The organism is Peribacillus sp. NPDC058075 (genome assembly GCF_042885195.1).
In the GTDB taxonomy this organism is placed as follows: Bacteria; Bacillota; Bacilli; order Bacillales; family DSM-1321; genus Peribacillus.
In genome coordinates, this window is record NZ_JBHVSL010000001.1 from 1,097,611 (window position 1) to 1,110,343 (window position 12,733).

Below are 12,733 nucleotides of genomic sequence, written 5' to 3' on the forward strand. Positions count from 1 at the left end.
AAGATAAAAGCCGAAGTATGTAACTTTTGTTTAGGATTGACGACTATATTTATGAACGGATGTGGGGAAATGATGGATTCCGTTTTCCACGATCTTTATGAGAAATATCATCAGGAAATTTATCAATTTATATTTTATATGACTAAAAATCGAGAAACGGCTGAGGACCTTGTCCAGGAGGTCTATATCCGGGTGATGAAGGCGTATGAACGGTTTGAAGGAAAGAGCAGTGAAAAAACGTGGATGTATTCGATTGCTAGAAATGTGACGATTGATTACTTTCGGAAACAAAAAGGGTGGAAAGACAAAATCTTTCCTAACTTTGATTGGGATAGGCAATTGATAAAAGATAAAGAACCCATTCCCGAAGAAGTGGCTATCATGAACGATAAAATCCAAGATATTTATCAATGCTTAAACCGGTGTACCACGAATCAAAGATCCGTCATCATTTTACGATATATTCAGGGATTGTCCATTACGGAAACTGCTGAAGTATTGAATTGGAGTGAAAGTAAGGTAAAAACAACCCAGCACCGTGCTTTAAAGGCTATTAAAAAGTTGATGGAGGATTTATCAGGGAAGGAGGGCCACCGCATTGAGAAGGTCCCGTTGGAAAGAAAGCGAAATTGAAGACATGCTCCGAGAGCTTCCGAAATTTAAAGATGACCGAACCAAGGCAGAGGTGTTTGCAAGAGTGCATGATAAAAAGAGAAAGAAACACTGGATACCTCTAATTGCGGGTGTTGCCTCCTTATTCTTAATGGTTGTTTTGGCATCATCGTTAATTATTGAAAAAAAAGGAACGACAAGTCAAGAGGGTAGCGGCAGTAGTGGGAAATTATCTCTATCTGAAGATAAGGAAACGGCAGATCGTGAACGGCAGGATGCAAGCAACAAAGAAAATCCTCCAGAAGATAAACAGGATATTCAAGAGTTTTCGAGTAAGCAAGCAAAAATCGAATCTAAAGACGGGGTTTCTGAAATGGAACCCGGAAAAGGGAAAAAGGAAAAAAACTTTGCACAAGCGATCTATCAAGATGACCTACACAATTCATCGATCATTACGATGGGTATCCCAGATGATCAAATGAATTTCATCGTTCCCATTTCAATTAAACTCAAACATTATGATCAAAGTGATACATTGAAACAGTTAGTTAATCAAATGTCCGATATCAATGAAGAGCAATATGGGTTATCTGACTATTTTCCACTTGATATAAAGATTAGCCAAGGAAACGATATGGCCACTGCTCATATTGATTTTCAAGAAAAAAGCCAACTATTGGATGAAGATACACTTTTTCTCCATTCGATGGAGGAAACGCTTTCCTACAATAATATAGAGAAATTGACATTTTCTACAGAAGGTAAGAAAGGTGCCAAGTTTGCACATGCGGGATATTTAAAGGAGGTGGCAATACCTCATCAAAAAAATCGCACATACCTGCTTTACCAAAAAGATAAGTCCTCCCCAAGGTTTCTTGTTCCAAGCAATATGGGATATCAGGACTTTGAGGAGGCGCTGCAAGCTGGAAAAGGGGAGGCAGACATCGAGGGAATTTCTCCTGCAATCCCGCCTGACCTGAAATGGGAAAAGATAAGCTCTAATGGAGATCTTGTGATCATCCAATTATCAGATCAAGCTGCAATTGAAAATAATGAGGAATCCCTTCAAGCCTTAGAAGCCATACTCTTCATAGCTAAGGATTTTGGTTTTGAAAAAGTGAAGTTTGAAAATGCTCCAATTGAAGAGGTAGGCCAGCTGAATTTAACTGACGACATATTGGTGCCCAAAGCACCGAACCGAGTGAATTGATGCAGCGGGCAATGCGTTTATAAACACCCTGTCCATGGTTGGCAAGAGCCCCATGCATTCACAGAAAAAGTGCCCGCGCTAACGGGCACTTTTTTTCTTATAATGAAATACGGGCCATGAATGTAATGTCTTCTGTTTCCATTAAAAATTGTTTCATGTTATCTTCCAATGGTAAATCAAAGCTCAAAACCATGATGGCTTCCCCGCCAGCTTCTTTTCGGCCAACCTGCATGGTGGCGATATTGACTCCGTGATCTCCCAGGACCTTACCTACGTTACCGATTACACCAGGTTTATCGGTATGCTGGATATAAAGTAAATTCGGTTCTGGGTGAAAGTCGATTTTGAAACCATTCAAACCTACGATTCGAGAACCGTAATTTTCGATATAGGTCCCACTGATTGTTAATTCACGGTGGTCACCTTTTACTTTTAGGCTGATCAAATTCGAGTAACCTAAAGAGTCCGTAGAGATTTTTTCACCAACGGTTATGCCGCGCTCTTTTGCGATCAACAAGGCATTCACTTCATTTACTGATGCATCGACCCTTGATCTGAAAAATCCAGAGATTAGACTTTTTGTAAGAATCGCTGTATCGAAATCCAATGATTCTCCAGCATACGTAACGGAGATTTCCTGAATTCCTTCATTCATGCACTGAGAAGCAATGGATCCCATTTGCTGAACAAGCTGATAAAACGGCTGTACCTTTTCAAACACTTCTTTAGATATGGCTGGAAGGTTGATCGAACTTGAGACTGGATTTCCTTCGAAATAGGTCAACACTTCTTGGGCAACCTGTACGGCAACATTTAATTGTGCTTCTTTAGTGGAAGCGCCCAGATGCGGTGTAGCAATGACTCTATCCAGTTCAAGCAGTTTATGGCCAAGTGGAGGTTCTTCGACGAAAACGTCCAGTGCCGCCCCTGCAACATGTCCTTGAACTATCATTTCATATAAATCATCTTCGTCCAGAATACCGCCCCGGGCGCAGTTCAGTACATACACCCCTTTTTTACAGGTAAGCAGTTTTGCTTTATTGATTAATCCTCTAGTTTCATTCGTAAGTGGTGTATGAACAGTAATGATGTCTGCTTTAGGAAGCAATTCATCTAACGGCAGGGCGGATACGGACATTTTCTTTGCTCGATCGACAGTAAGGAACGGATCATAGACAATGACATCCATGCCGAATACCTTAGCGCGTTTGGCAATTTCCCCTCCGATACGTCCAAAGCCAATTATTCCTAATGTTTTCCCGCGCAGTTCAGTACCCGTATATGAAGAACGTTTCCACTCCCCATTCTTCAGTGAAGCATAAGCTTGCGGAATGTGGCGCATTAATGAAGCCATCATGGCGAATGTATGTTCAGCTGTTGAAATGGTGTTGCCGTCAGGTGCATTAACCACGACAATCCCGCGTTTTGTCGCCGAGGGGATATCTATGTTATCAACACCGACACCAGCGCGTGCTATAATTTTTAGCTGCGGCATACGGTTCATTAAATCCTCCGAAACCTTCGTAGCACTCCTTACAAGAATTGCATCAATCTGATCAAGTTCGTTTGCAGCTTCCTCTACGGTCTTCTGAATGAGATGAATATTGGATGCCTCAGATAGCGGTCCGAGTCCTTCTGGTTTAATGGCGTCTGCTACTAAAATCCGATACACGTCTAAACACCTTCCTAGGAAAAGAATTATCTTAAATTTCAGTTAATTTTACAATTGAAATGCTGAATATGTCAATTTGGCTTATCTGGATGTAAGCGCTTAATAGAAAATCTATCATCTAATCATCTGCTTAATGTCGCGATATAAATGGCTTCATCAAGGATTGAATAATATAAAAAAATAATTTTCATTATTTTGTATTTTCATTTTGTGTATCCACTATGAATCAACTGAAAAAAAAGTGCTATCAAAAAACGTGTAATTCAGATATAATGGGAAGTATAAAAAATTTTATAGATCTATCTTCGGGGCGGGGCGCAATTCCCCACCGGCGGTGATGAAGGATTTCTTCTTCTAAGCCCGCGAGCCTTACAAGGCAGGATTTGGTGCGAATCCAAAGCCGACAGTATAGTCTGGATGGGAGAAGATGGAGGTTCCTGAGTGCGTTTCAACAGTTTTTTGCTGAACGTTTGTTTGATGTAACCTTTAATTTATCCCTTTAATTCTATTGGAATTAAAGGTTTTTTTATTGAGCATCAACATATTTTGGAACCCTAACCTCTTTTTCAGGTAGATCGGAAAAGAAGGAGAGAGACCTATGAAAAAGAACAAAGTGAAAAAAACGGTTACACTTGCCATGATGGGAAGCATTTCTTATTTATTAATGCTTTTAAATTTCCCGTTTCCGGGATTCCCTCCTTTTCTCAATGTTGATTTTAGCGACATACCAGCACTGATGGCGGCATTAATTTTCGGTCCAATGGCTGGAATTCTGGTCGAGTTCATTAAGAACCTATTGGATTTAGTCATGACAGGGACCTTGACTGCTGTACCTGTCGGGCATATCGCTAACTTTATAGCCGGAATACTGTTTGTCTTGCCGACTTATTATGTATTTCAGAAAATCAATTCAAAAAAAGGGATGACATTCGCTTTACTTGCGGGAACAGTTTCCATGGCAGTATTCATGAGTGTTTTAAACTATTATGTCTTCTTACCGGCTTATACCTTCTTTATGGGATGGGATGCAATGTCGGCACCCGAGTCAAGAAAGTTCGTTACGACGGCAATCTTGCCTTTCAATGTAATTAAAGGCCTACTCATCACATCTGTATTCATGCTGCTGTTCATTAAATTACAGACATGGATCAATAAGCAAACATTATATAAAAATGCTTAATGGCATTGACGATAGAAATAAAAAAACAACCGGATATTCGTATTCGGTTGTTTTTTTATGCCTGTTTTAGTATGGGAGATGACAAAAGAAAAGCCATTTTCGATAGAAAATGGCTTGTACGTTATTCGAATTTAAGTGCATCTCCGTCAAATGCTTCGTCAGCAACTTTAATAGAATCCGTTGGGCATCCTTCAAATGCATCCATCATGTCATCTATAAGTACATCAGGAATTTCAACGATTCCCTCGTTATCGTCAAGGGTAACAAACGCAATCCCTTCGTCATCGTAATCATATATATCTGGTGCCGCTGCTCCGCAAGCTCCACAAGCTATGCATGTTTCTTTATCCACAATAGTAAATTTAGCCATGAATATAACCCCTCCTAAGTTGATTGACAACTGATAATCTTTTTATTTCAGATTATTATCTCTTTCTTATTGTAAGACCGAATGCCAAACTTTTCAATAGAAATTGTATTGATAATAACTATCATGTAGCACAATGACAACGGATAACATCGAAATAATTAACTTGGTTCTTTCCATGATTCGTCATTTAGTCACATGATTTCCATTGTATTCATCAATAATAACGGCGATTTTTGCAGTTATTTGTTACAATGGGTTTATTGGTTAAATGAAACAAGGATGTGAGTCCCATGAATAATTATCTACAGGCCATCATTCTATATGCGATAAAAAAATTTCAAGGCGAACGCTCCATTTATGCTATATACCATATGCTGCAGGGGAAGAAATCGTCACAAACAATCCAAGATGCCCATTTATTCGGGCTAACGGATATTTTTGGGACAATACCTCGATTTACCCGTCAGCAATTAAATCAAAACATTGAACTTTTACTTAAGCATGATTTGATTAATTTAACGGATAAACCAGATGCATATGAGATTAGTATGCAAGGTGAGGGGAAGTTAGTCGATTACTTTAAAAATAATCCTTTTCCAGCGTATATAAATGGTTGGAAGTATCACAATATCACCCCGGTTTTCTGGGGAAGGTTAAACTTACTCATTCAAACCATATCCCATATTGTCCACAATGAAAGACGTTTTTATCCGATACAAAGAAATCCCAAAATCCAATTCTTCGTAAAGGAATTTTTACAGGCCAATCGTCAGGATCGAGCGTTGATTGCCCAACATCTATATGATGAACTGATATCCCTTTTAGAAAGTCAAAGTGATATGAAACGAGACATTTTCATTTTGAAAATAACCGGGATTAACAGGATTGGACTTACGTTTGAACAGATTGCAAAAAGGAAAGACGTAGAAGAAGAGTATGTTCGCTTTACATTCCTTGACTCATTGCATCAAATGCTTGCCGAATTGGAAATGGGAAAGGATTACCCTCTCTTGTCCAGATTAACAAATGATTGGAAAAGTAGTGGATATCCTCATTTGACACAATCTACACAGACTACTTTACGATACATCCAGGAAGGGAAAAGTCTGGGTGAGATTGCTGAAATCCGCAGATTGAAAGTCAACACCATCGAAGATCACCTCGTAGAAATTGTCTTATCGGACAAGAGTTTTCCGATTTCAGATTATGTGACTATCGAGGATGAGAGGAAAATTGCTGAAGCTATTAAGGAACTTGGAACGAAAAAGCTTAAAGCAATTAAGCAGATGGTCGATAATAAAGAGATAAGCTTTTTCCAAATAAGACTTGTACTTGCGAAAATAGGTGAGTGATGATGAAAATAGAACGAGTCCTCAAAGAAAAATTCGGTTTTGATGAATTCCGTCCTGGACAAAAGGAAGTGGTCGAATCATTGATGTCCGGCAATCATACTTTAGCGATGCTACCGACCGGGTCAGGTAAATCATTATGTTACCAGCTGCCGGCTTATCTTTTAAATAAGACTGTCCTAATTGTCTCCCCGTTATTATCATTAATGCAGGATCAGGCAGATCAGCTGAAGATGAGTGGCGAAAAAAGTGTATTGACCCTCAACTCTTTTTTGTCATTAAAACAAAAAAGGAAAGCTTTCGACCGGTTGCATAGTTATCGTTTTATCTTTTTATCTCCTGAAATGCTAAGCCTGGATGGTGTGATAAAATCCTTGAAATCCATAGATATAGGCTTGTTCGTCATAGATGAAGCACACTGCATCTCACAATGGGGGTATGATTTCCGTCCCGATTATTTGAATTTAGGAGAAGTGAGGCGTGAATTAAGCAATCCGTTGACTCTTGCCCTGACAGCAACTGCAACCGATGAGGTCCGGAGGGATATCGTTGGCAAACTCAATATTGAGCCGGTCAAGGAAACAGTCTCATCAGTTGATCGGGAAAATATTGCAATCATTGTCGAACGACTGTTCAGCTACGATGAGAAGCTAGCACGTGTGCTGGAGCTTGTAAGGAAATTTACCGGAAGCGGGATTATTTATTTTTCCTCTAAAAAAGTGGCGGAATCGGTCACAGGGTTTTTACAGGAAAACGGGATCGATAGTGTCAATTATTATCACGGTGGAATGGAACAGGATCAAAGGATGCTCATTCAGCAGCAATTCATTTCCGGCCAGTTAAAGATCATATGTGCAACAAGTGCTTTTGGAATGGGTGTGAATAAGTCCGATGTCAGATATGTTATCCATTTTCATATGCCATCGACGATGGAAGCATATCTTCAGGAGATAGGCAGGGCGGGACGGGATCGGAAGCAAAGTGTGGCTGTCTTATTATATAGCGAAGGGGATGAAGGGCTTCCGCTGCATTTGATGGAGCAACAGTTGCCTACGGATTCGCAAATCGATGGTGTATGTTCTTTCCTTCATGCATCACAAAAAATTCCGCTGAATTTGACCCTCCCAGAAAAAGAACAGCTGTCTCAATCCTTTTCGTTGAACGAAATCCAGCTGCGTTTTTTTACCCAGTTTATTGCGGGCAATAGCCCACATCAAGTGGCAGAGATGAAAGAGTATTGTCAAAAGAGGAAGTCCAGTAATCAAGAAAAACTGCATAAATTCCTGCACTGGATCTATGCACAGGAATGCCGCCGTTTAGGGATACTGGACTACTTTGGGGAAAAGCATCGGGAAGTGAACCCCATCTGCTGTGATAACTGTGGGATGAATACCGAAAAAATGGCTGATGTATGGCCGGAAGTCAAGGTAGGTCCGGTCAATTCCTTTTCCTCGTGGAAAAAGGAATTGGCTTATATCTTATTAAAGAAGGAAAATGGCGATGAAAAATAAGCAAGCTGAAATGATTAAACAACTTACAGATAGACAGTTGCTATATAATTTGTTTCTTACACAAATTATTCTCTTAACGTTAGCCATCTTTTTAGGTATTATTTTATTTAAGGACCGTTCTGCCTTTTTCGACTTATTTATCTATGATGACCTGAACATTTTGCTGATTGGAATTCCCGCAGGAGTCATTGTCGTGCTATTCGACTTATTGCTTATGAAAGTGACACCCTCTTCCTATCAGGATGATGGTGGTATTAACGAACGCATTTTCAGTAATTTGTCATACCCGATGATTTTTGTCGTAGCTTTAGCGGTAGCGATAAGCGAAGAATTATTATTCCGTGGAGTGCTGCAAACACATTTTGGCTTGCTTCTTACGAGCCTCATTTTTGCAGCCGTTCATTATCGTTACCTTTTTAATTGGTTTTTATTTTTAAACGTTTTGGTTTTGAGCTTCTTTATCGGTTTTCTATTTGAAATGACTAATAATATCATCGTGACGATCACGGCCCACTTTTTGATTGACTTTATCCTTGGTATCTTAATCAGGAACAAAAAGCAAAGAGGGTTGAGCAAGAAAGGGGGTGACTTGAATGAGCCGGGTACAAAAGTATGAAAAAGAAAATGATCAGGCTGGTGAACTTCGTTCGCGAATTGAACGTCAGAAGGCTAAATCATCATTGCCCAAGCGCAGCAAAGTCCACCAGAATAAAAAGAAAAAAAGTAAAGGGAAGATTAAGTTCCCAATGATACAATTATTAGCGTTATTTTTTATTTTGCTTCCAATTGGATTTTATACCCTTTATACATATCTGCAGGATAGGCCTGTACAGGGTACGAAAAGTGACCAAGTCATCTTGAGTGGGGATGATAATGAATCGATTCCAACTACAGCAACGGCAGAAGATTTAATGGGAAAAGAGTCGGCAAAGGCTGAAGAGGAGAAGGAAAAAGAAGAAGCAGAGGCCAAAGCGAAGCAAGAAGCTAAAGAAAAGGCCAAAGCGGAGCAAGAAGCTAAAGAAAAGGCCAAAGCGGAGCAAGAAGCTAAAGAAAAGGCCAAAGCGAAGCAAGAAGCTGATGAAAGAGCCAGAGCGGAGCAAGAAGCTGAAGAAAAAGTAAAAGCCCAGCAAGAAGCTGAGGCTAAGGCCAAAGCGAAGCAAGAAGCTGAAGAAAAAGCCAAAGCAAAGCAAATAGCTGACGAAAAAGCAAAGAAGGAAGCAGCAGAAAAGAAAAAGTCTGCCGAAAATGTTCAAGCCTCGAAAACGGATAAAGAGGGATACAAAGTTGTCTTACATACTGTTCAAGGTCAAGAAACATTATTTCGCATTTCCATGAATTATTACAAATCACAGGAAGGGATTGCTCTGATCAAGGAGTGGAATGGGCTGAATGGCAATGAAATTTCCAAAGGGCAAGTATTAAAAATTCCGATCAAGAAATAACGATGGCACTCTGTCTTTATAGGCAGGGTGTTTTTAAAATGGCTTGACTTGGCCCGGTATGAAGCCAAACGTGACAGGTGCTTAATCATTTTTTCCTCTACTCTTTCATATCATGATTTGAAAGAGTAGAGGAGGAAATGCGATGGAATCGACAATCATTTTATTGGATGAGAAAACGGATCAAGCAACAAAACAAATGCTGCAGAATGTCGTGGATCGAAAGAAAAAATTCGAGGCACTTAAGAAGAAGCACCTGCAAAGCTTATGGGCAACCATGTTAGTTGCTGCCCTTTTTATGATTTATCTTTATTTTTATATCGTTGTACCTTATTCCTATTCCTTTTTCAGTATGTTTAGTGTTTTCGTCGATCATTTTAGTCATTTCCTTTTTTTGGCGGCAGCAATTGGCCTATATGGATATATGGTTTTAATTAAAAAAAAGCTTGATAAAGCTGAGAAGGAGTTTCAACTGCTACGCTGTGAAATCATTAATAAAAGTAAGCAATTGTGGGAAAAAGAGGAGGAATGGAAAAATCGCCATAAGGTTTTTGAAATGATGAAGAAGAATTATGATATTAACTTATATCATGAAAATAAATGATGGGCACGTTACATTAAATTTGATTGCGGGTAATTTGGTTTTATGGTTATATGAAAGTACGTTTGGGATAAGGATGGAAAGAAGGTTTAACTAAGATGTATTGGTTATCTGGTTTATTTTTAATCATCATTCTGCTGTCATTTGCCACGGTCATTTACATGTGGCGTACGGCTATGCAAGATAGGGTGATTTTTCAAGACTTATATTTCAAAGACTTCCCTGAAGGCTTTGGCGATGTTCGGATTTTTTTCATTTCCGATCTTCATAGGCGGATTGTTGCGGATAAATTAATTGAGGAAGTTCGTGACAAGGCAGATTTGGTGATAATCGGCGGTGACATTAGGGAAAGCGGGGTTCCCTTAGAACGTGTGGAAAAAAATATATTGAAACTTAAAGAACTTGGCCCCCTTTATTTTGTTTGGGGCAATAATGATTATGAAGGAGACTTCCATGAACTGGATGCGACTCTTCTGAAACATGGTGTGAAAATACTTGATAATACAGCTGTTTCTTTTGAGTCTAAATATGGCAGCAAAATAGCTCTTCTCGGCATTGATGATATATCGGAAGAACGTGATAGGCTTGACCTTGCACTGTCTGATTGCGGGAATGAAGGTTTTCGGATTTTGGTGAGCCATAATCCATTGGTCAAGAATCAGTTGACACCTGAACACCGTATTCGTTTTGTCCTGTCAGGTCACACCCATGGCGGGCAAATACGCATATTCGGATTTGGGCCCTATCAGATCGGCAGCATTAAAAAAGAGGGAGATTGCTTATATATGACGAGTAATGGCTATGGGACGAGCGCAGTGCCTTTAAGGCTTGAGGCTAAGCCGGAAACGCACCTGTTCACCCTGAAAAGGGGGACGGTCACTGAAATAGGCGAAGCGCTGGAAAAAACCTATTAGGCTGCTTTTAGACGAGCATATCGGGATTTTACAGACATTGAAAAATCCACTATAATTTCAACAAATGATCGTACAGTTATTGGAGGCCTTGTAAAACCATGCAAGAAGGTAAATATAATATAAAGGCAGTTTCAAAACTGCTGGACATACAGCCGGGAACCCTAAGGGCATGGGAAAGGCGCTATAAATTTATCGAGCCTGTCAGGAATGAATCAGGGCATCGGCTTTATACAGAAAAACATCTGCAAATCCTTAAGTGGCTCATCAATAAAACAGAGAAAGGCTTTACAATAAGCCAAGCCGTTTCACTTCTAGAAAGTACTGGCACTCTAGCTACAGAAGCACCTGAAACAAACGGTAAGGATAAACAAACGGTTAAATTATCCGATGAGTTGATCGAAGCCTTATTGAATTTCAATGAAAATAAAGCCCATATGCTGATAAGCCAAGCATTCAGTATGTATACAATCGAACAAACCATAGTTGATATCCTCGGTTCTATATTGGTTCAGATTGGGGATAAGTGGGAAAGGGGAGAAATTACTTCTGCTCATGAACACTTTGCGTCGAACATCCTAAAATCCAGGATCAGTTCAGTCATGCATGCAATTCCGACTAATGGTTTCCTTCCGAAAGCCCTTACTGTTTGTGCTCCAGGTGAGAAACATGAATTTGGACTGTTGGTCTTCACCATTTTCTTGAAGCGGAAAGGGTATGAAACCATTTATTTAGGTGAATCCATTGCTGATAAGGACCTTTTCACTGTTTTAAACATTATAAAGCCCTCATACCTATTCATGTCATGTTCACTGAAAGAGAATCTTGATGGAACATTTAGGCTGGTTGAAGCGTTAATAAAGGATTTTCCGGATTTGAAGGTGGGTCTTGGCGGCGCGGCGCTGAGCCTTATATCCGGAGAAAACCGTACAGCCTTCAGCGGGGTTTTAATGGGGGACACGCAATCAAATTGGGAGGAATGGTTGAGAGGTTAGCTGCTGCCGGCTTAGGCGAAATAATGGATATGCACCCTGCGACCAAGGCTTCATATGATGTATGAAGATGGTAACCAGGGGGCATTTTTTTATGAAGCTGGAGCGATTAACTAATAATAAAATCAAGATTTTTTTGACCCTTGATGATTTAATTGATAGAGGCATTACAAAAGAAGATATTTTAGGGAATTCCTTAAAGGTCCACAAGCTATTTCAGGATATGGTCGAAGAAGCATGCGAAGAACTCAGCTTTAAAATGAGTGGCTCCATTGCAATTGAAATTTTCTCCTTGCCTGCTCAAGGATTGATAATCATTGTGACTAAGGACGAAGAGGAATTATTGACAGACGAAGAGGAGTACTTGGATTTACAAGTGAAAATTGATGACTTCCCCCATATTCTGTATGCTTTCAATGACTTTGAAGATATCGTCCAATTATCTCATAGATTATCTTTTCAGGGTTTGCTTAAAAGTACTCTTTATCATTTTGAGGGAAGATACTATTTACTTATCGAAAATGTCAAAGACACGACCTATGACACGGTCATATCTTTAGCGGCTGAGTATGGCCATGCATCTACATTGACACTCTGCCGCATCAATGAATACGGAACATGCATAATCGAAAATGAAGCGATACATGTTTTGCTCACACACTTTAGTTGATGTAAAACGAATGAGACAAGGCAGCCACATTATGGATAAAGCAATGCGGTTTGCCTTATTTGTCTCCATTTACGGCCGAAGGAGATTTACGGTAGAAGTGTATGAAAACAATTGATATGATAACGTTTTCATTTTTAGAATATTTCCAACTTTTAATTTCCCGTTTTTACTCTTGCATAAATGTAACGAAGGTGTATACTAGCACATGAAGAGGAC

The 12,733-nt window shown here is 39.6% G+C and carries 13 protein-coding genes and 1 riboswitch; of the genes, 11 read left to right on the top strand and 2 right to left on the bottom strand.

Features of this window, described 5'->3' with window-relative positions; all coding sequences use genetic code 11:
• The first annotated feature begins 72 nt into the window (after positions 1 to 72).
• Complete coding sequence (gene sigX / locus ACFVS1_RS05570) at positions 73 to 633, top strand: RNA polymerase sigma factor SigX (protein ID WP_352920854.1); 561 nt, start codon at positions 73 to 75, stop codon at positions 631 to 633.
• Positions 599 to 1,822 (top strand): hypothetical protein, encoded by a 1,224-nt coding sequence (locus ACFVS1_RS05575; protein WP_387545538.1) that lies wholly within the window; start codon positions 599 to 601, stop codon positions 1,820 to 1,822. Before sigX ends, ACFVS1_RS05575 begins: the two co-directional genes overlap by 35 nt.
• Before the next feature lie 97 nt (positions 1,823 to 1,919).
• Here the strand turns inward: ACFVS1_RS05575 and serA are convergent, their stop codons facing one another.
• Entirely contained in the window at positions 1,920 to 3,494 is a 1,575-nt protein-coding gene (serA, locus tag ACFVS1_RS05580) for a phosphoglycerate dehydrogenase (protein WP_352920203.1), read from the bottom strand.
• Positions 3,495 to 3,791: 297 nt separating this feature from the next.
• Positions 3,792 to 3,927, top strand: a riboswitch (FMN riboswitch).
• A gap of 165 nt (positions 3,928 to 4,092) precedes the next feature.
• Between serA and ACFVS1_RS05585 the strand changes: the two genes are divergently transcribed.
• Entirely contained in the window at positions 4,093 to 4,674 is a 582-nt protein-coding gene (locus tag ACFVS1_RS05585; protein WP_352920206.1) for an ECF transporter S component, read from the top strand.
• A 121-nt stretch (positions 4,675 to 4,795) separates the two neighbouring features.
• Here ACFVS1_RS05585 and ACFVS1_RS05590 read toward each other — a convergent pair whose 3' ends face one another.
• On the bottom strand, positions 4,796 to 5,044 hold the full coding sequence (locus ACFVS1_RS05590) for a ferredoxin (protein WP_034308087.1): 249 nt from the start codon (positions 5,042 to 5,044) through the stop codon (positions 4,796 to 4,798).
• 290 nt (positions 5,045 to 5,334) lie between these two features.
• On the opposite strand from ACFVS1_RS05590, the gene ACFVS1_RS05595 reads away from it, so the two are divergent.
• The 8 genes from ACFVS1_RS05595 (at position 5,335) to ACFVS1_RS05630 (ending at position 12,517) form a co-directional block, all read left to right on the top strand.
• Positions 5,335 to 6,396 (top strand): YpbB family protein, encoded by a 1,062-nt coding sequence (locus ACFVS1_RS05595; RefSeq protein ID WP_387545541.1) that lies wholly within the window; start codon positions 5,335 to 5,337, stop codon positions 6,394 to 6,396.
• A 2-nt stretch (positions 6,397 to 6,398) separates the two neighbouring features.
• Positions 6,399 to 7,904, top strand: a complete 1,506-nt coding sequence (locus ACFVS1_RS05600) for a RecQ family ATP-dependent DNA helicase (RefSeq protein WP_387545543.1) — start codon at positions 6,399 to 6,401, stop codon at positions 7,902 to 7,904.
• Positions 7,894 to 8,520, top strand: coding sequence for a CPBP family intramembrane glutamic endopeptidase (locus ACFVS1_RS05605; RefSeq protein WP_387545544.1), 627 nt, complete (start codon positions 7,894 to 7,896; stop codon positions 8,518 to 8,520). Before ACFVS1_RS05600 ends, ACFVS1_RS05605 begins: the two co-directional genes overlap by 11 nt.
• Positions 8,498 to 9,346 carry a LysM peptidoglycan-binding domain-containing protein gene (locus tag ACFVS1_RS05610; RefSeq protein ID WP_387545546.1) on the top strand — a complete coding sequence of 283 codons (849 nt, stop codon included), beginning with the start codon at positions 8,498 to 8,500 and terminating at the stop codon, positions 9,344 to 9,346. The genes ACFVS1_RS05605 and ACFVS1_RS05610 overlap by 23 nt, the downstream gene beginning before the upstream one ends.
• A gap of 142 nt (positions 9,347 to 9,488) precedes the next feature.
• On the top strand, positions 9,489 to 9,947 hold the full coding sequence (locus ACFVS1_RS05615) for a YpbF family protein (protein WP_352920221.1): 459 nt from the start codon (positions 9,489 to 9,491) through the stop codon (positions 9,945 to 9,947).
• Positions 9,948 to 10,042: 95 nt separating this feature from the next.
• Complete coding sequence (locus ACFVS1_RS05620) at positions 10,043 to 10,858, top strand: metallophosphoesterase (RefSeq protein ID WP_387545549.1); 816 nt, start codon at positions 10,043 to 10,045, stop codon at positions 10,856 to 10,858.
• A 98-nt stretch (positions 10,859 to 10,956) separates the two neighbouring features.
• Positions 10,957 to 11,850, top strand: a complete 894-nt coding sequence (locus ACFVS1_RS05625; RefSeq protein WP_387545552.1) for a MerR family transcriptional regulator — start codon at positions 10,957 to 10,959, stop codon at positions 11,848 to 11,850.
• 91 nt (positions 11,851 to 11,941) lie between these two features.
• Positions 11,942 to 12,517, top strand: coding sequence for a genetic competence negative regulator (locus ACFVS1_RS05630; protein WP_387545554.1), 576 nt, complete (start codon positions 11,942 to 11,944; stop codon positions 12,515 to 12,517).
• Positions 12,518 to 12,733: the final 216 nt, after the last annotated feature.